Source organism: Aeromonas sp. 602200 (assembly GCF_049173895.1).
Lineage (GTDB): Bacteria > Pseudomonadota > Gammaproteobacteria > Enterobacterales > Aeromonadaceae > Aeromonas > Aeromonas veronii_A.
The window spans coordinates 23,002-41,668 of sequence record NZ_JAAKSL010000013.1; the positions used below are offsets into that span (position 1 = coordinate 23,002).

At 58.0% G+C, this 18,667-nt stretch carries 19 protein-coding genes; 6 read left to right on the plus strand and 13 right to left on the minus strand.

All coding sequences use genetic code 11. The features are described from left to right. Positions 1-137 precede the first annotated feature (137 nt). The gene (locus G5221_RS15060) at positions 138-2,243 is read left to right on the plus strand and encodes a methyl-accepting chemotaxis protein (protein ID WP_421263518.1); all 2,106 of its coding nucleotides are present in this window, start codon (positions 138-140) and stop codon (positions 2,241-2,243) included. 69 nt (positions 2,244-2,312) lie between these two features. Here G5221_RS15060 and G5221_RS15065 read toward each other — a convergent pair whose 3' ends face one another. Together G5221_RS15065 and G5221_RS15070 are read right to left on the minus strand one after the other, a co-directional pair. Continuing rightward, positions 2,313-2,768: an NfeD family protein gene (locus tag G5221_RS15065; RefSeq protein ID WP_005335704.1), complete on the minus strand. Its 456-nt coding sequence runs from the start codon at positions 2,766-2,768 to the stop codon at positions 2,313-2,315. Beyond that, on the minus strand, positions 2,765-3,688 hold the full coding sequence (locus tag G5221_RS15070) for an SPFH domain-containing protein (protein ID WP_159164778.1): 924 nt from the start codon (positions 3,686-3,688) through the stop codon (positions 2,765-2,767). Before G5221_RS15070 ends, G5221_RS15065 begins: the two co-directional genes overlap by 4 nt. A 197-nt stretch (positions 3,689-3,885) precedes the next feature. Here G5221_RS15070 and cysG point away from each other — a divergent pair, with 197 nt between their 5' ends. The 5 genes from cysG (at position 3,886) to cysC (ending at position 10,324) form a co-directional block, all read left to right on the plus strand. Then, positions 3,886-5,298: a siroheme synthase CysG gene (gene cysG, locus G5221_RS15075; RefSeq protein ID WP_421263519.1), complete on the plus strand. Its 1,413-nt coding sequence runs from the start codon at positions 3,886-3,888 to the stop codon at positions 5,296-5,298. A 108-nt stretch (positions 5,299-5,406) separates the two neighbouring features. Further along, the gene (gene cysD / locus G5221_RS15080) at positions 5,407-6,315 is read left to right on the plus strand and encodes a sulfate adenylyltransferase subunit CysD (protein ID WP_033113233.1); all 909 of its coding nucleotides are present in this window, start codon (positions 5,407-5,409) and stop codon (positions 6,313-6,315) included. A gap of 12 nt (positions 6,316-6,327) precedes the next feature. Beyond that, on the plus strand, positions 6,328-7,755 hold the full coding sequence (gene cysN, locus G5221_RS15085) for a sulfate adenylyltransferase subunit CysN (RefSeq protein ID WP_421263520.1): 1,428 nt from the start codon (positions 6,328-6,330) through the stop codon (positions 7,753-7,755). A gap of 4 nt (positions 7,756-7,759) precedes the next feature. After that, positions 7,760-9,484: an SLC13 family permease gene (locus G5221_RS15090; RefSeq protein ID WP_120415425.1), complete on the plus strand. Its 1,725-nt coding sequence runs from the start codon at positions 7,760-7,762 to the stop codon at positions 9,482-9,484. Positions 9,485-9,733: 249 nt separating this feature from the next. Further along, positions 9,734-10,324, plus strand: coding sequence for an adenylyl-sulfate kinase (cysC, locus tag G5221_RS15095; protein WP_421263521.1), 591 nt, complete (start codon positions 9,734-9,736; stop codon positions 10,322-10,324). Between the two features lie 434 nt (positions 10,325-10,758). On the opposite strand, the gene G5221_RS15100 is transcribed toward cysC, so the two are convergent. From G5221_RS15100 to G5221_RS15150, 11 genes are all read right to left on the minus strand, one after another. After that, on the minus strand, positions 10,759-11,076 hold the full coding sequence (locus G5221_RS15100; protein ID WP_257696577.1) for a PqqD family protein: 318 nt from the start codon (positions 11,074-11,076) through the stop codon (positions 10,759-10,761). After that, positions 11,069-11,293 carry a hypothetical protein gene (locus G5221_RS15105; RefSeq protein WP_146037045.1) on the minus strand — a complete coding sequence of 75 codons (225 nt, stop codon included), beginning with the start codon at positions 11,291-11,293 and terminating at the stop codon, positions 11,069-11,071. The genes G5221_RS15100 and G5221_RS15105 overlap by 8 nt, the downstream gene beginning before the upstream one ends. Further along, positions 11,293-11,502 (minus strand): hypothetical protein, encoded by a 210-nt coding sequence (locus G5221_RS15110; protein ID WP_257696578.1) that lies wholly within the window; start codon positions 11,500-11,502, stop codon positions 11,293-11,295. Before G5221_RS15110 ends, G5221_RS15105 begins: the two co-directional genes overlap by 1 nt. 23 nt (positions 11,503-11,525) lie before the next feature. After that, positions 11,526-12,572 (minus strand): radical SAM protein, encoded by a 1,047-nt coding sequence (locus G5221_RS15115; RefSeq protein ID WP_257696579.1) that lies wholly within the window; start codon positions 12,570-12,572, stop codon positions 11,526-11,528. Then, complete coding sequence (locus tag G5221_RS15120) at positions 12,573-12,890, minus strand: YkgJ family cysteine cluster protein (protein ID WP_146037047.1); 318 nt, start codon at positions 12,888-12,890, stop codon at positions 12,573-12,575. Between the two features lie 15 nt (positions 12,891-12,905). Next, complete coding sequence (locus G5221_RS15125) at positions 12,906-13,082, minus strand: hypothetical protein (protein WP_257696581.1); 177 nt, start codon at positions 13,080-13,082, stop codon at positions 12,906-12,908. Positions 13,083-13,349: 267 nt separating this feature from the next. After that, positions 13,350-14,987 carry a PAS domain-containing methyl-accepting chemotaxis protein gene (locus G5221_RS15130; protein WP_421263522.1) on the minus strand — a complete coding sequence of 546 codons (1,638 nt, stop codon included), beginning with the start codon at positions 14,985-14,987 and terminating at the stop codon, positions 13,350-13,352. A gap of 276 nt (positions 14,988-15,263) precedes the next feature. Next, positions 15,264-16,124 (minus strand): TIGR03899 family protein, encoded by an 861-nt coding sequence (locus tag G5221_RS15135; RefSeq protein WP_047439578.1) that lies wholly within the window; start codon positions 16,122-16,124, stop codon positions 15,264-15,266. 105 nt (positions 16,125-16,229) lie between these two features. Further along, positions 16,230-16,703, minus strand: coding sequence for a DUF3299 domain-containing protein (locus G5221_RS15140; protein WP_026034852.1), 474 nt, complete (start codon positions 16,701-16,703; stop codon positions 16,230-16,232). A gap of 32 nt (positions 16,704-16,735) precedes the next feature. Then, positions 16,736-17,983 (minus strand): ABC transporter permease, encoded by a 1,248-nt coding sequence (locus G5221_RS15145; protein ID WP_421263523.1) that lies wholly within the window; start codon positions 17,981-17,983, stop codon positions 16,736-16,738. Then, on the minus strand, positions 17,977-18,666 hold the full coding sequence (locus G5221_RS15150; RefSeq protein ID WP_005362918.1) for an ABC transporter ATP-binding protein: 690 nt from the start codon (positions 18,664-18,666) through the stop codon (positions 17,977-17,979). The genes G5221_RS15145 and G5221_RS15150 overlap by 7 nt, the downstream gene beginning before the upstream one ends. Position 18,667 lies beyond the last annotated feature (1 nt).

Below are 18,667 nucleotides of genomic sequence, written 5' to 3' on the forward strand. Positions count from 1 at the left end.
GACTGTTCCATCAACGCTCGGGAAGGCAAAAATTATAACCAGAAGCCTGCCACAAACCCATCAACAAATCGGGTGAAGCGCAAGTGGGCGAATATACTCAAGTAATTCGTTGTTATTCTGCCATAAGGAGTTGTCGCATGAAGCAACGTTCCCTCAAGTTCAAGTTGTTGTGCCTTACCATGGGGCTATTTCTGCTGACCGGGCTGGCCATGACCCTGTTGCAATCGGCCTCTTTCAGCTCCCTTCGCAACATGGTGATGACCCAGACCAGCGATGCACTGGAAGAGGAGGTCTCCCGCAGCTTGCAGTATCAGGCAGAGCGCTATGCCATCCAGATTGCCTCGCTGATGCAGAACTCCTATCAGATCCCCCTGACCGTGACCGCCCAGATTGAAGCCGGGATGGCCAAGCCGGAACTGCGGTTGTCGCGGCCCCAAGTGGAGTCTCTGCTCGGCAGCAGCCTGCAGCAAGCGAGTGGGATCAGCTCCATTTATGCCCAGTTTGAACCGGATGGCTATGATGGCGAGGATGGCAACTGGCTGGGCGGGGCCAGCCACTCGGTGGCAGGAAAGGGGAGTCTGGAGGTCTATTTCACCAAAGATCAGGGAGGCTCCGTCGCCCAGCAAGCGGTGGATGCCGCTGCCAGCGAGGCCAAGTTTGATACCTCCCTCAACGAGTTCGGTATTCGCAACAGCGAGTGGTATCTCTGTGGTCGCGATACCCGTCAGCCCTGCCTGATGGAGCCCTACCTCTACGAAATCAGCCCGGGCAACAAGATGCTGATGACCAGTCTGACGGTGCCCGTGCTGCGTGACGGCAAGTTTGTCGGGCTGGCCGGTGTGGATATGAACCTGCCCATTTTTCAGCAACTGGCTGAAAACCTTGGCAAGAGCCTCTATGACAACAAGGCGGATGTGACCCTGGTCAGCAAGATGGGGCTGATTGTGGGCAGCAACCGCTATGCCGACAAGTTGGGCCGTCCACTCAAGGAGGTGGGCCTGACCCTGCCTGACGGTCAGCCGGTCAGCAGCGACAGTGACTTTATTCTTCATCAGCCCATCCGGGTTGAAGCAGCCAATACCCAGTGGTGGTTGATGATCAAGGTGCCCAAGGCGCTGGCGCTCGGCAAGGCGCACGCCATCAGCAATGAACTGGGCACCCTGCTGGTGGATGCCCAGCGGCAGCAGATCATCGCCATGGGCGGGATTACCCTGTTGGTGCTGGGGCTGCTGGTCTGGTTTATCCAGACCATCACTGCGCCGCTTTCCCTTATCAGCCGCCATGTGGGCCATCTCTCCAGCAACGAGGGGGACCTGACCCAGCAGATGGAGATCGACACCCATCAGGAGCTGATCGATCTGGGTTCCCAGCTCAATGCCTTCCTCGGCAAGCTGCGGGGCATGGTGCAAATGAGCAAGGGGATTGGTCAGCAGGTCTACCAGCAGGCGCGGGAGATGAAACATACCGCTGACACCATGCGCAACAGTCTGGACGAGCAGAATCTGGAGCTGGAGAGCGTGGTGAGCGCCATGCACCAGATGAGCACCACGGCAGTCAGCGTGGCAGGTTATGCCGAGCAGGCGGCGCAGGAGTCGGAAGCGGCGACCCACCACATCAATACCGCCCAGCAGACCCTCAGCAATGCTCGCAACGAGATCCATACTCTGGTCGGCGATATGCATGAGGCGGATAAAGCGGTGGCGCTGGTAGCTCAGCGCAGCACCAATATCAGCCGGATCCTTGATGTGATCCGCGCCATTGCCGAGCAGACTAACCTGCTGGCTCTCAATGCCGCCATCGAAGCGGCGCGGGCAGGGGACATGGGCCGTGGCTTTGCGGTGGTGGCAGACGAGGTGCGGGCGCTGGCGACCAAGACCCGTGAATCGACCGACGAGATCGGCCAGCTGATTGGCAGCCTGCAGACCGAGGTGAGCAGCAGCCAGCGTCTGATGAATACCGGCATCGAGCGCTCCACCACCACGGTGCAGGGCACCGAGCAGGCGTTCGAGGCGCTCAATCGGGTGGTGGCCCAGATCCAGCAGATCCACGACCACATCAGTCAGGTGGCTACCGCCGCCGAGCAGCAGAGCGCCGTCAGTGACGATATCAACAAGAATTTGATGCGGATTGGTGATACCGCCAACGTGATCGGGCAGGAGGCCAGCTCCAGCCATCAACTGAGCGAGGCGCTGGAGCAAGCGGCCACGGCGCTCGCCAGTCAGCTCGATCGGCTGCGTACCTGAGTGGCAGCCAGAGAGACAAAAGCCCGCGAGCGATCGCGGGCTTTTTTATGACTCGACGGCAGAGTTGCGTCAGTTGCGGGGTTCAACCAGCAGGATGTGGGAGTCGGCCCCGACCACCCTGACTTTGCTGCCCGCAGGCAGCGACTCGTCACAGCGCACCGTCCAGACTGTATCGTCCAGATGCACCCGACTGGTACCTTGGGTGACGTCATCCAGCAGGGTCAGCTCGCGGCCCATATAGCTCTGCATCCGCTCGTTGATGGTGCTGGCGGCATCCTGACCCGAGTTGTCGCGCTGGTGCTGCCAGCGCCACCAGGCCCAGGTGGTGAGCAGGGATTGCACCGCAAACAGCAGCAACTGCGCCTGCCAGCCGAAGGGCCAGATCAGCAGCAGTAGCCCCACTTCCAGCGCAGCGATGCCGGTCCAGAGCAAAAAGCCCACAGAGCCGAGCACCTCGATGGCCAGCAGAATGAAGCCGAGTCCCAGCCAGTGCCAGTGGGTCAGCCCCTCTAACAGGGCTGTCATGACTTGCTGCCCTTGCCATCTTTGTTGAACAGCTCGGCCATGCCAGCCACAGAGCCAATCAGGCTGCCCGCTTCCAGCGGCATCATGATGATCTTGCTGTTGGGGCCTTCACCGATGCGGGCCAGTGCCTCGGTATATTTCTGGGCCACGAAGTAGTTGATGGCCTGCAGATCTCCGGCGGCGATGGCTTGGGAGACCATATGAGTCGCCTTGGCTTCCGCCTCGGCAGCCCGCTCCCGCGCTTCTGCGGCGAGGAAGGCGGCCTGACGCTCACCTTCGGCTTTGAGGATCTGGGACTGCTTCTCGCCTTCCGCTTTCAGGATTTTGGACTGGCGCACCCCTTCGGCTTCCAGTACCTCGGCCCGTTTTTGGCGCTCGGCCTTCATCTGGGCGTTCATCGCCTCGACCAGTGCCAGCGGTGGGCGCACATCTTTAATCTCGATGCGGGTCACCTTGATGCCCCAGGGGGCGGTGGCGGCATCCATGGTGCGCAGCAGTTTTTCGTTGATGGTGTCGCGCTGGGAGAGCATCTCGTCCAGCTCCATGGCGCCGAGCACAGTCCGCATATTGGTCATGGTGAGATTGCGGATGGCGCTGGTGAGATCGTTGACCTCGTAGCCCGCTTTGCGGGCATCCACCACCTGCACAAAGCTGATGGCGTCGATGGTGACGTTGGCGTTGTCGCGGGAGATCACCTCTTGTGCCGGGATATCCAGCACCTGCTCCATCATGATGATCTTGTGGCCGACCCGATCCACGTAGGGGATCAGCAGGTTGAGGCCTGGTGTCAGGGTGCGGGTGTAGCGGCCGAAGCGCTCCACCGTCCAGTTGTAGCCCTGGGGCACTATCTTGATGCCCGCGCTCAGGGTGGCGAGCACCAGGAACACGAAAATCCCTAGCACAATCAATGATTCATTCATCATTTAGCTCCTTATGAAACACAGTCCCTAGCCTATGGTCTGGCGTCAGGTACCACAAGTGACTTTGTACGCCTTTGTCATGAATTGGCTTTGCTAATTACCAAAACGCATTAAAAAGCATTTTTTATTATTTTGAGGGATAAGCTGCCCTGCCTATAGTCGCCCCATATTAGTCGTGTTCCGAGGGATGGGCCGAAATGGATTATTTACCTATGTTTGCCAAGTTGGAAGGCCGCCCGGTACTGCTGGTGGGCGGGGGCGAGGTTGCCCTGCGCAAGGCGCGCCTGCTGCTGGCGGCCGGTGCCCGGCTGACCCTGGTCTCCCCGGCGCTTGAACCGGAATTTTCGGAATTTGCCGGTCGTTTCACCCATCTGGCCGAGCGCTTCACCCCGGCCCATCTGGCAGGCCAGATCCTGGTCGTTGCCGCTACAGACAATCTCGAAGTCAACGCACTGGTTTATCAAAGTGCCAATCAGCTGGGCCTGTTCGTCAATGTGGTGGATGACCCCAAGCGCTCCAGCTTCATCTTCCCTTCCATCATCGATCGCAGCCCCATCATGGTGGCCGTCTCCAGCGGCGGCAAGGCCCCGGTGCTGGTGCGGCTGTTGCGCGAGCGGCTCGAGAGCCTGCTGCCGCGCCATCTCGGCGCTCTGGCCGAGCTCTCCGGCCGGGTGCGCGACCAGGCCAAGCGGGTGCTCTCCTCGATTTCCGATCGTCGTCGCTTCTGGGAGCGCGCCTTTGCCTCCAACACCCTAGCCGGTCTGATTGAGAAAGAGGATTGGCAGGGGGCCGAGCAGTGGCTGAACGATGGCCTCGACCATGCGACAAGCGAAGTGGGCGAGGTGGTGCTGGTGGGGGCGGGCCCCGGTGATCCGGGTCTGTTGACCCTCAAGGCGTTGCAACAGATTCAACAGGCCGAAGTGGTGCTCTATGACCAGCTGGTCTCGCCCGAGATCCTGGACCTGGTGCGCCGCGACGCCACCCTGGTGTCGGTCGGCAAGAAGGCCGGCGCCCACAGCGTGCCGCAGGAGGAGACCAATCGCCTGCTGGTGGAATACGCCAGGGCGGGCAACCGGGTGGTGCGGCTCAAGGGGGGCGATCCCTTTATGTTCGGTCGTGGCGGCGAAGAGCTGGAAGTGCTGGCCGACGAAGGCATCCCCTTCTCGGTGGTGCCCGGCATCACGGCCGCCGCCGGTGCCACCGCCTATGCCGGCATTCCGCTCACTCACCGCGACCATGCCCAGAGCGCCGTCTTTATTACCGGCCACTGTCAGATCGATGGCAAGGAGCCCGACTGGCAGCAGCTCGCCGCTACCAGCCAGACCCTGGTTATCTACATGGGGTTGATGCGCTCCGAGCATATCCGCCAGCAGCTGGTGAGCCATGGTCGCAGCAGCGCTACCCCCATCGCCATCATCGAGCGCGGCACCACCGCCCGCCAGCGGGTGCTGACCGGTACCTTGGCGGATCTGGCCGAACTGGCCCAGCAGGCGGTGAGCCCGTCACTTATCGTCATCGGCGAAGTGGTTGCCCTGCGCGAGCGGCTCGCCTGGTTTGGCGAGGCGCAACAGCAGGGCGCCTGCGACCTCAAGCTGGTGAACCTGGCCTGAGCGCCGGCGGCGACATCCATCGATTTGACGGTGCGGCCATGGCGGCACCGAACTGAACCAACACCGCGCCCCGAGCAGGTGCGATAGCAATGAACCGAGGACCCAGACATGGACCGTGAAAGATTGACGCACTTGCAGCAGCTGGAAGCCGAGAGCATCCATATCATCCGCGAGGTGGCTGCCGAATTTGAAAACCCGGTGATGATGTACTCCATCGGCAAGGACTCCTCCGTCATGCTGCATCTGGCCCGCAAGGCCTTCTATCCGGGCAAGATCCCGTTCCCCTTGCTCCACGTCGATACCGACTGGAAGTTCAAGGAGATGATCAAATTCCGCGACGAGACCGCCAAAAAATACGGGCTGGATCTGATCGTCCACAAGAACCCGGAAGGGCTCGCCATGGGCATCAACCCCTTTGTCCACGGCAGCGGCAAGCATACCGACATCATGAAGACCGAGGGGCTCAAGCAGGCGCTCAACAAATATGGCTTCGACGCCGCCTTCGGTGGCGCCCGCCGCGACGAGGAGAAGTCCCGCGCCAAGGAGCGGGTCTACTCCTTCCGTGACAAGTCTCACCGCTGGGATCCGAAAAACCAGCGCCCCGAGCTGTGGCGCGTCTACAACAGCCAGGTCAACAAGGGGGAGAGCATCCGGGTGTTCCCGCTCTCCAACTGGACCGAGCTGGATATCTGGCAATACATCTACCTCGAGAACATCGACATAGTGCCGCTCTACTTTGCGGCCCATCGTCCGGTGGTGGAGCGCAACGGCATCAAGATCATGGTGGATGACGAGCGCATGCCGCTCACCGCAGAGGATGAGGTGAAGCAGGAGCTGGTGCGCTTCCGCACCCTCGGCTGCTACCCGCTGACCGGGGCCATCGAATCCGCTGCCACCACCTTGCCGGAAATTATTGAAGAGATGCTGCTCACCACCTCGAGCGAGCGGCAAGGGCGGCTCATCGACCACGATCAGGCCGGCTCCATGGAGCAGAAGAAGCGTCAGGGATATTTCTAAGGAGTCGTCAGCATGAACAGCCATATTCAGACCGCCATCACCGAACAGGGCATCGAAGCCTATCTGCACGCCCAGCAGCACAAGAGTCTGCTGCGTTTTCTCACCTGCGGCAGCGTGGATGACGGCAAGAGCACCCTTATCGGTCGCCTGCTGCACGATTCCCAGCAGATTTATGAAGATCAGCTCAAAGCGCTGGAGTCCGACAGCCAGAAGCTTGGCACCACCGGCGAGAAGCTGGACTTGGCGCTCTTGGTAGACGGCCTGCAAGCGGAGCGTGAGCAGGGCATCACCATCGACGTGGCCTACCGCTATTTCTCCACCGCCAAGCGCAAATTTATCATCTCGGATACCCCGGGCCACGAGCAGTACACCCGCAACATGGCCACCGGCGCCTCCACCTGCGATCTGGCCATCATATTGATCGACGCCCGCAAGGGCGTGCTGGATCAGACCCGCCGCCACAGCTTTATTGCGAGCCTGCTCGGCATCAAGCAGTTCGTGGTGGCGGTCAACAAGATGGATCTGGTGGAGTTCAGTCAGGAGGTGTTCGAGCGCATCAGCGCCGATTACCGCGAGTTCGCCAAAAAGCTCAGCGTCGACACCATCCATATCGTGCCGGTTTCGGCGCTGGACGGTGACAACGTGGTCAATCCAAGCGATAAGCTGGCCTGGTATCAGGGCGAAACCCTGCTGGCTCTGCTGGAGTCGGCAGAAGTTGAGCGCGAGCTGGAACGCCATCCGGTGCGCCTGCCGGTGCAGTATGTGAACCGCCCCAACCTCGATTTTCGCGGCTTTGCGGGCACGCTCGCCTCCGGCATTCTGCGGGTGGGCGACAAGCTGGCGGTGCTGCCGTCCGGCAAGGAGAGCACAGTGACCCGCATCGTCACCTTCGACGGGGATCTGGAGTACGCCCTGCCGGGTCAGGCCATCACGGTCACCTTCGCCGACGAGATCGATATCAGCCGCGGCGACTTGCTGGTGGATGCCGCCAAGCAGCCGCAAGTGACCCAGAATGTGCTGGCCCATATCGTCTGGATGGGGGAGGAGTCCCTGCAACCGGGCCGGGTCTACGACGTCAAACTGGCCACCAAGAAGAGTCGCGGTCAGGTGGAGGCCATCCGTCACCGCATCGAGATCAACAAGCTGGACGAGTTGCCTGCAAGCGAGCTCAAGCTCAACGAGATCGGCTTGTGCGAGCTGAGCCTCACCGACCCGGTGGCGTTCGACCCGTATCAGGAGATCCGCGATACCGGCAGCTTTATCCTGATCGACCGGCTGACCAACGTCACCGTCGGCGCTGGCATGATAGTGGAAGGCTTGGCCGCCAAAGCGGTAAAAGGGCACTACAGCGAGTTTGAGATCGAGCTCAACGCCTTGGTGCGCAAGCACTTCCCGCACTGGCAAGCCCTTGCCATCGGTAACGACACAAACAAGGAGTAAGCCCATGACCTGGCAACAATTCCTGGTGCTGGGTCTGCTGGCTGCTCTCGTGGCCCTGCTGATCCAGGGCAAACTCCGCCCGGCGCTGCTCTTCTCGGGCGCCGTGCTCATCACCTACCTGAGCGGGCTGGCGGATATCAATGCCGTGGTGGCGGGCTACACCAACAGTGCCCTGCTGACGCTGGTGCTGTTGCTGCTGGTGTCGCTGGCGGTGGAGAAGACCCGCATCATGAGCTGGTTCGCCAATCTGGTGGGCACAGGTTCATTCAACAAGGTGCTGGTGAAGGTGTGGTTCTCCACCGCTTTCCTGTCGGCTTTCGTCAATAACACTGCCGTGGTGGCCTCCATGCTGGGAGCGGTCAAACGCAACCCCAACCATGCGCCGTCGCGGCTGCTGCTGCCCATGTGTTTCGCGGCCACCTTTGGCGGGGTGCTGACCCTGATCGGCACCTCCACCAACCTGATCGTCAACAGTTTCCTCATCAAGATGGGGGCGCCGCCGCTCGGCATGTTCGACTTCTTTATGGTGGGGGCGGGCACCTTGCTGACCGGTCTGGTGGCCGTGCTGCTGTTTGCGCGTCACCTGCCGGTGCAGGATACCGAGATGAGCCGCGAATCCGGCTACTTTCTCGAGGCCAAGGTGGGCGCCGGTTCGCCGCTGGCGGGGCGCAGCGTCAAGGAGAACGGCCTGCGCAGCCTGAAAAGTCTCTATCTGGCGGAAATCATTCGCGGCGATGAGGTGATCTGCCCGGTGCAGCCGGAACACGAGCTGCACGAAGGGGACGTACTGCTGTTTTGCGGCGATGTGGAGAGCGTCGGTGTGTTGCAGGAGATGAAGGGGCTGGATCTCTACGGCCAGCACCGCCTCAACGGCCAGCATCTGGTGGAGGTGATCGTCAGCCACAGCTCGCGGCTGGTGGGTCAGACCATCAAGGATGCCGAGTTTCGCACCCACTTCGATGCGGTGGTACTGGCGGTGCGCCGCGGTGAAACCCAGCTTACCGGTGGCCTCGGCCAGATTGAGCTGCATGCCGGTGATACCCTGCTGCTGGCCCCCGGCCCCCAGTTTGCCCGCAACAAATCGCTGGGACGGGAGTTTGTGGTGGTGAGCGGGCTGGAAGCCTCCACCCGTCTCGATGGCAAGCGTAGCGCCGCCGTGGTGCTGGGCTTTCTCGGGGTGTTGGCGCTCTCGGTATTCGATCTGGTGCCGCTGTTCAAGGGCTTGCTGCTGATGCTGGTGGCGCTGCTGCTCACCCGTATTCTGACCCTGGACGAGATCCGCCGCCGCTTTCCGCTGGATATCTGGCTGGTGGTGGGCGGGGCGCTGGCCATTGCCGATCAGCTGGAAAAGAGCGGGCTGGCCAAGCTTATCGCCGACTGGCTGATGGGGGAGTTCAACGGTGCCAGCCCCATCATCGCCTTTATCGGTATCTATGTGTTTACGTTGGTGCTGACTGAGCTGATGAGCAACAACGCGGCCGCCGCGCTGGCCTTCCCCATGGGTTACCAGCTGGCGCTCAGCATGGATGTCTCGACCATGCCGTTTATTCTGGCGGTGCTGTTCGGGGCCAGCTCCAGCTTTATCCTGCCTTACGGCTACCAGACCAACCTGATGGTCTATGCCGCGGGCAACTACAAGATGCCGGACTACCTCAAGCTGGCCCTGCCGGTCTCGCTGGCCTATAGCCTCGGGGTGATTGTGATGGTGCCCCTGCTGTTTCCGTTTTAAGGCGTAAGCGCCAAGCAAGGCGTGTTGGGATGAGTAATGTCATGGCACCAGCACGTTGTCGGCTGATAGTCTGAAGCGGCTCCCCGTGGTTCCGGACCGTTTAAGTTTTGAGGCGTGATCGCCAAGCAAGGAGTGTGGGATGAGCAATGCCATGGCACCAGCACGTTGTCGGCTGATAGTCTGAGGCGGCTCCCCGTGGTGCCGGACAGTTTAAGTTTTGAGGCGTGAGCGCCAATCAAGGAGTGTGGGATGAGCAATATCGTGTGGCACAAGCATGCCGTGGACAAACAGAGCCGGGCCGAGCTTAAAGGGCAAAAGCCGCTGGTGATCTGGTTTACCGGGCTGTCGGGGGCGGGCAAATCGACCCTGGCGGGGGCGCTGGAGCAGGCGCTGGCGGCACAAGGCAAGCACACCTATCTGCTGGATGGCGACAATGTGCGCCACGGCCTGTGTGGCGATCTCGGTTTCGATGATGCTGCGCGGCAGGAGAATATCCGCCGGGTGGGCGAGGTGGCAAAACTGATGGTGGATGCGGGCCTTATCGTGCTCACCGCCTTTATCTCGCCGTTCCGTGCCGAGCGGGAGCTGGTACGCAATCTCTTGGGCGAAGGTGAGTTTGTCGAAGTCTTTGTCGATGTGCCGCTCGCCGTCTGTGAAGAGCGCGACCCCAAAGGGCTCTACAAAAAAGCGCGGGCGGGGGAAATTCGCAATTTCACCGGTATCGACTCCGCCTATGAGGCACCGGAGCAGCCGGAAATTCATCTGCTTAATGCCGGTAAACCGGTGGAAGAGCTGGTGGATGAGTTGCTGGCTGCCTTGCGGCAGGGGAACTATCTGTAATTGGATCGGAAGAACCTAAAACAAGCGCCCGGCGACCGATCAGCGGGCCACCACGGGCGCTTATGGGCTGGCAGTAGCCACTATAAGTAAAAGTTGGGTCATTATCGGAAAACCAATAAATCCAGCTTATAGTGGCAACGACGAGCCTTGAGCCACTCCAAGGCAGCCGATAGCAACCCCGCAAGGGGATCTTCCGATCCCTGCTTATATCGCGGCGGGGTTATTCGCGATTGTCTGAATATGCTGCGCTATTCGAACCTACGGGCTGGCCAAATATGTCGTCGATATGGTTGAGGATCATTTCGTGGTTGAGCATGAGGTCTGTCGCTTGGTACTAGCCGGTCAATGCTGGCGATCATACCTCAGAAGCCGCGTCACGTTTGGCTTATATGGGGGCATGATTAAACGATAGCACTTAATTTAATTATTTTAAATCAAAACGTTTTGTCTACTCTTAAAGAAATCAGTCCTTTCCATTGCATATCTCGTAAAAAGTCAACTATATCATTTTTTAGTTGCATTTCGGGTGCATCATATAATGATGTAATTTCATTGAAAATATCTTTGACTTGACACTGCTTATTATTCATTAAAGTACTAAGCATGTCTTTGGCTGAATCATTGAAATAAGATAATTCAATGTTGTCACCCATAATAATAAGAAAGCCAGTGTCATTATCGTGACGAATTTTTCTAAAATGGGCGGAAATATATATTTCCGCCATCATATCATATACAGTTGTGTTAGGCACCGAGTAGTCCTTCTATAGGTTTTAGAGTGTTATTTTTCTGGCAATTATTAGGTTCAACACTCATCAATTTAGATGTCGCTACAGCCCCAACAGCAGCACCAGCTATGGCAGCTGCTGCCGTTGCTGCCGAAAAAAAAGCCAAGGGAGCAGCCATTAATGCAGGTGATGCCTTAAAGGTTGTCTGGGGTTTGATATATGATTTTTTTATTGTGTTCATTATGCAAATCCTTTTATGGTTAAGTGTGACGTACATGTTGATTTGAAATTATGATTTTTTTGTTGAGTATCAATTTTACCCACCATTCTTCCAACTGCAACTGAGGCGGCACCAACAGCTGCAGATACGGCACCAATAGCTAATACCGTAGGCAAACCAACTTTTCCAATATCAGCGAAAATAGTTGGTTTATTATAATATTTTTTCATTTTTTTACTCCTTCCTATTCATCCTAAATGATTGTGCTTTGAATTTTAAAATCTGGATCAAGATGATTGCGATGGTTAGGGTGATTACCATATTTATCGAGCTTCGATATGTAATCTTTTACCTGCTTGCTGTTCCAGCAACTAAGACCATTTTGTTTCCATATATCTTTGATACTGACCTCTTTGACATTGCCGATACAAAATGGCATTGTACAATCCATTCTGATATCACCATTTGGTCTAATAACAGCGGCAGAGTTTGGCATGGCTTGTTTTTTATAAATATCAGTTAAGTGTTCCGCGCTATTAAGAACCAGCATTCTTCCTGCATACTTTATTTGCATTTTTTCAACGATGTCGTAAATTTCATTTAAATAAGATTGATTGGTTGGGACTAAATTAGTGCTGCCGACAGCACGTCCGCTTGGCATTATCGCACCACAAACTATGGATGAAGCACCAAGTTGGTAAGAAAAGTCTATCATCATTTCTAGATCGTCAATGTTATCTGGTGTAATGGAGTGTGCGATTCGTAAAGGTAAACCAGCTCCAGAAAAAAGAAATGCAGCATCTACGGCTTTTTGCCAACTGCCAGTAACACCTCGGAATTCATCATGTTTATTTGCATGCAGATTGTCAATTGATACTTGGACCCAAAAATACTTATACTTCTTCAGTTTTTGTACAGTTGAATGACGAACTAACATGCCATTTGTTATCAAAATAAAAGCTGTGCCATCTGCATGTAAAATATCCATAAAATCAAAAAGATGGGAGCCAAGTAATAATGGCTCCCCACCAGATATAATTGCTTGGAAAATTCCACCATCAGTAACTATTTGATGGGCGAGATTATTCCAATCTTCAGGGGTCATCGAGTCTTTATAGTGATCAAGGCCAGAAGAGTTATAGCAATGTTTGCAGGTGAGATTGCATTTTGATGTGAGTTCAAATTGCAAGCCAATTGGATATTCAAAAGAGGTTGGATATGAGCCATTTGCTTGCCGAAACTTTATGTCGTTTATTTCATCAATCGCTTGCTGCTCTTGTTTTTGTTGTAGATGATGCATTTATTTTTTATCCTGAGTTTTAATTTCCATTATTTTATTGCATAGGTCTACTGATAGTCTGTGGTATTCTTGTGGTGAATATAGATCTTTAAACTCTCGATACAATTTTTTATAGTTACAGACATCAGGCCTAGCATCATATATTTCACATTTGTCATTTTTTAAATGGATGCAAATGCCATCACCTAGCTGAAGGTGTTGAAGTGATGGCACTAGATTTATATGTCGGCAACATTCGCCACATGCAACACATTTAAAATCAGGCAGAATGTTTTGTTCTAAATATTGATCCTCTTCATTATCACTCTGTGCATTCATATTTCCCTGCCTGCATCAAAAAATAAACATAATTACCAATTTAAAATTGGGGAAACCTGTCAATTTGACAGGGAAATTCGTGGAGTGTACCGCTAACAAATTATCTATTTCCTTAGACAAGGCTACCGCACCTGAATTACAGCCTCCAGTCTGCTGCTTTTTACCTGCGGTCTTGTTCTGGCCATAGCTCATGGCTGACTCCAGCGAGAGGTTGGCAAGCTGCTATGTTACCGAATGGGGCTGGGGAGAAAAGCGCAAGTGGGCGGTTTTCTGAGCAAGATCAATAAATTAATAAATAAATAACTGGCGGCGATATAACCGCTCAACAGCGGCCCCCATCAGCGCAGGGGAAAATCGAACGGTGAAGCGGGAGTATCGTCCTCTTGCTGGCGGGCATTAAAAAACCCTATGGGCCCAAAGGCCCATAGGGTTTTTCTGCGGTGATGGTTTGGGTAGCGGTTATCTGGCTTGGCGAACCGGCACGGCGCGGGTGGTGGCCACTTCGTAGCGGCTTTGGGTCGCCGGAGCCCCTTTCTGGAACTGGCGTACCAGCCGGTCGAGATCGCTTAACTGGTTTACCAGCTGGGTGATGCCGTGCACGGCGTGCTGGCTGCCGACGCTGGAGTCATCGGCCAGGGTCTTGATGCTGAGCACGTTGCGGTTGATCTCGGCGGTGACGTGGAACTGCTCCTGTACCGCCTGGGCAATCTGGCCGCTGCCGGAGGCCACCTGCTGCAGCATATCGTTGATCTGCTGGAGTATGGTGCCGGTCGCCGAGGCTTTTTGCTGGCAGCTTTCGGAGAGTTGGCAGCCCTTCTCCATCGCCTGTTCTGCATCCCCGGCGCTGGTTTGCAGTTCGGTGATCATCTTCTGGATCTCGCTGGTCGAGGATTGGGTCTTTATGGCGAGGGTGCGGATCTCATCGGCCACTACCGAGAAGCCGCGACCCGCTTCGCCAGCCCGGGCCGCTTCGATGGCGGCATTGAGGGCCAGCAGGTTGGTCTGGTTGGCGATGTTGTTGATCACATCGAGGATGCCGTCGATATCGCGGCAGTGGCCAACCAGCGCACTGATCACGCTCTTGGAGGTGGTCAGCTCGCTGTTCATGCCCGCCACGGCGGCCACGGTTTCGGCCACACTGTGGTTGCCGCTCTTGAACAGGTCGGCGGTCTCGTCCAGCAGGCTGGAGGATTCGCTGGAGCTCTGTGAAACCTCGCGAATGGACTCCGACATTTCGGTCACGGCGGTCGCTACCTGATTGGTTTCGGCCTGCTGCTGTTGCAGGTTGTCGGTGATGGATTCGGCGTTGCGCAGATCCCCCTCGGCGGCCTGCAGGATCTTGCTGCAAGTCTGCTGGGTGCGGGCCAGCACGGCGTTGAACTCGGCCTGATTCATCACCATCGAGAGTTCGATGGCGGCGATGTTGTCCACCTTGTTGGTGTAGAGCAGTTGCATCAGCGGGTTGTCAAAGCGGCTGCGGGCCATCTTGTTGAGCTTGCCGAGGCGGCGGGAGAGGGCATTCAGGGTGATGGCCGCTATCGCCAGCGGCAGGGCGACCAGCGCCAGTTGCCAGTTCATGTCGTGGTTGTAGCCCAGTGCAAACATGGCGAGCAGGCTCAGCAGCAGGCAGAGGTTGATGGTCAGGGTATGGGAGAAGGTGGGCAACTTGAGCGCCAGCGGCAGTTTGTTGTTGCGAAGGTCGGCATAGACCTTCTCGGCCCGCTGTTTGATCTCCTCGCTCGGGGCGGTGCGCACCGACTGATACTCCACCACCCGGCCACTGGCATCCTTGATGGGGGTGACAAAGGCGCTGACCCAGTAGTGATCGCCACTTTTGCTGCGGTTTTTCACCGGCCCCATCCAGCTCTTGCCTTCGCGAATATGGTTCCACAGATCGGCAAAGGCCTGTTTCGGCATGTCAGGATGACGCACCAGATTGTGGTGTTCCCCCACTAGCTCGTCGAGCTGGAAGCCTGCAATCTCGCAGAACTCCTCGTTGGCGTAGGTGATGCGGCTCTCCAGGTCCGTGGTGGAGATCAGGCTCTGGTGGTCTGGATAGAGACGTTCGCGTTGGGTAACCGGTTGATTGACTCTCATGGCCTTGCTCCCGAGCTGTGATGGTTGAATTTTGATCTGCATCAAGACATGTGCAAAGGGCGGGCCAGCTGGCAAAAGCTAATGATTGATGTGTTATTAGTGCCGTTTTGGCAGGAAAAGATCGTTGCTGTTTGCAATATGCAACGGATCTGACGGAGTGTGCCTCTGCGGCATCTGCAATTTGCAACCTATTCTGGACAAGCCAACAAGCTTGGAGCCAGCAGCTTGATGCGAAAGAACCACGAACCGACGGGGCATCAGCTGCCCCGCCAGAGCTCAGGGGAGAGGGTCGGGAGCGGGTGAGGAGGGGGCGCTGACGAGCTGCATCACTTCAATCTGGATACCCTGCACCAGCACAGTTTTCAGATCCTGCAGGTACTCCTCCAGCGGCGACTCTTGCAGCAGCTGGGCAAGCTCGTTGCCCACCGGGGTGAGGCGGTAGTAGAGCAGGGTGATGTTGTTCTGCTTGCACTGCAGCCGCCAGCGCTGGTTGCCGAACTCCAGCTCGACCCCATCGGCGGGTAGTGGGCCGGACTCCAGCTCCGCGCGATGCAGCAGCCCGAGCTCAAACAGTTGCAGCAGGGCGTTGTAGGGCAGTCGGTATTTGCCAAGGCCAAGGCGCGTTGCCTTGGCGCGACTCAGCAGGGTCGCTCCCTTGTGCAGCCCCAGCAGCAGTCGCTGCTCGTCGCTGCCGGTGTAGTGGCAGGTCAGTGAACAGATGCGCTGGAACAGCTGGGCCTCGCGCTGGGTCATCTCTTTGAGGGTGGCGAGCGCCCGGATGGAGAAGCGGCCCGGCGTGGCGACTTCCAGCGCGAAGATCCGCCCCCACAGCTGCTGCATCGGCACCATGCTGATATCTTCCGCCAGTTGCAGGAAGCGGGTCAGCCAGTCGCTGTCCATCTCGCCGCCGGCCGCCGTTTCTTCGCAGTGGCGGGAGGCCATCACCATGATGGCTTCCAGATTGCGCTGGCGGGCGGCCTGATCCGCTAGATGGCGAAAGGTGGCGCGCTGTTCGAAGGTGCTGTCGGTGTTGCGGGTGAGCATGCCGTCGATGCCGCGACTGCGGGCCAGACGCAGGGTCTGCTCCTGGCTGCTCAGGATCGAACTCTCTTTTTTCGGGGGGGGGAGGTCTGCCATGCTGACTCCATTCGCACAGGTTCTGGAGCTGAATGTTACTCCAACCGGGATGCCAAGATAACAAAGCGGCCTCCGTGGAGGCCGCTTTTTTTTGCAACGGGAGGATTACTCCTCGTAGACGCTCACCTCGACCGCTTCCATCGAATAGGAGGCGGTGGCCATCTCGTGGCTGGAGCTGACCGTGCGCATCTTGCCCTTCACCCAGATGGCATCCCACAGATCATCCACCGGCGCACCCTTGGGGTAGCTCACATAGATCACCTGATTGGTGGGGGGCGGCGGCACATGGATGCAGGCGCCGAAGTAGGGCACCAGCAGGAAGGCGGTGATCTTCTTGGCATCCCCCTCCAGTGGCACCACGAAGCCCGGAATGCGCACATCCTGGTTGTCCAGCTTCTTGTTTACCCCCCCCACCGGTTGCGGCACCGACATGGGATCTTCGTGATTGACCTGGGGAGGTGGCAGCAGTTTCTCCCCTTCCGGGATGAGCACATCCCAGTCGATGGTCTTGTAATCGGCGGCCAGGGCGGGCAGTACCAGCAGGCTGGCGAGCAGCGCCACAATTTTCCACTTCATCATCTGTCCTTCTGTTTCTATTTTTGGGCGTCTCGCTAGACGCGAATGCTCATGCCATCGCTCAGGCTGTAGCGGTAAGCGCGGGCGGCAGGGAGCAGGCCAATCACCATGCCTGCCAGCCAGACTACCCCCAGCAACTGCCACTCATAGGCGCTCGGCATCCCCAGACTCAGTTGCAGGCCATAGTGGCTGAGCAGCCAGGGCGAGGCAAGCCCCTGCCCCAGATAGAGCACGGCGACCCCGAGAGCGATGCCGACCGTGGTCAGCGCCATGGCCTCCAGCGCCAGCAGCAGGAACAGGTGGGCAGGGCCCGCGCCGAGGGATCGCAAGATGGCGAGCTCCCGGCGTCGTTCGTTAAGCCCTGCCAGCAGGGTAGTCAGCATGCCGATCAGGCCCGCCACCACCACGAAACCGGCGATGACCGAGAGGGCGGTTTCCGCCACGCTCATCAGGCTCCACAGCTCCTGCAGGGCGGCCCCCGGCAGGATCGCCATCAGCGGCTCTTTGGGATAGGTGTTGACGCTGCGCTGCAGCTGGAACGCCAGAATGCGGTTGCTCAGCCCCACCATAAAGGCGGTGATGGTTTTCGGGGTGAGATCCTGCGCCAGCGCCTGCTCCGGTGTCACGTTCTTGCTGTGGCGGCCGGTGTCCCAACCGAGATGGATCGCCTCGATCCCCGCCAGCGGCACATGGATGGTGCGATCGATGGGCGTACCGGTCGGCGCCAGAATACCCACCACCTTGAACGGCAGATTGTCGTGCTGGCTGAACGAGGTGTTGCCAGCGCCGTGGGCGATGACGATGGATTGGTCGAGGTGATAGCCGAGCTTCTCGGCCACCTGAGCGCCGAGCACAGCTTCAAACGGCGTGTCGAATGGCCGCCCCTCGCGCAGTTGCAGCGACTGTTGCTGACCGTACTTCAGGTGGGTGAAGTAGTCGCCATTGGTGCCGAGCACCCGAAATCCTTTGTGGGAGTCACCAAGGGAGAGCGGGATGGTCCAGGCGACGCCGGGTTTCTGTTTGATGGCCTGATAGGAGTCCCACCCCACGTTATTGGTGGGGTTGCCGATGCGAAACACCGAGTAGAGCAGCAGGTTCACCTGACCGGAGCGGGCGCCAACGATGAGATCGGTCCCCGAGACGGTGTTGGAGAAGCTTTCGCGGGCCTGGGTGCGCACCCGCTCCACCCCGAGCAGCAGGGTGACGCTGATGGCGACGGCCAGCAGGGTGAGCCCGGCGGTAAGGCGGCGGGCCCAGAGACTTTGCAGGGCTAGCTTTAGCATGATGCCCTCCGGTTGAGCTGTTGCAGGTTTTCGACCCGCGGGAACAGGGGTTCGAGATAAGGGTCGTGGCTGACGAAGATCAGGGTCGAGCCCTGCTTGTCGCACTCCTCGAACAACAGCTTGATAAAGGCTGCCCGGTTGTCGGTGTCGAGGGCCGAGGTGGGCTCGTCGGCAATCACCAGCGGTGGCGAGCCGATCAGCGCCCGTGCGGCGGCAACCCGTTGCTGCTGGCCGATGCTGAGGGCATGGACGGGGCGATGCAGCGCCTCATCCGGCAGTTGCAGCTCCGCCAGCAGACGGCGCGCCTCCTGCTCCGGGCTCCCTTGCAGGCGGGCCCGTTTGGCGGGCGAAAAGGTGAGGGCAGCTGTCACGTTGTCCTGCACCGAGAGAAAGGGCAGCAGATTGAACTGCTGGAAGATATAACCCAGATTGGCTGCCCGGAAGTGGTCACGGGCACGGCCAGAGAGCCGGGCCAATGGTTGGCCCAGCACCTCCAGGGTGCCGTGGTTGGCGGTCTGGATCCCGGCCAGCAACCCGAGCAGGGTCGACTTGCCAGAGCCCGACGGGCCCTTGATAAAGACCCGCTCACCCTCGCGGATGGTGAGGGCGGGCAGATCGAGTACAGCGTCGCCACCTGGCCAGGCAAAGGCCAGATCGCGGATCTCAACCACGGCTTTTTTCATG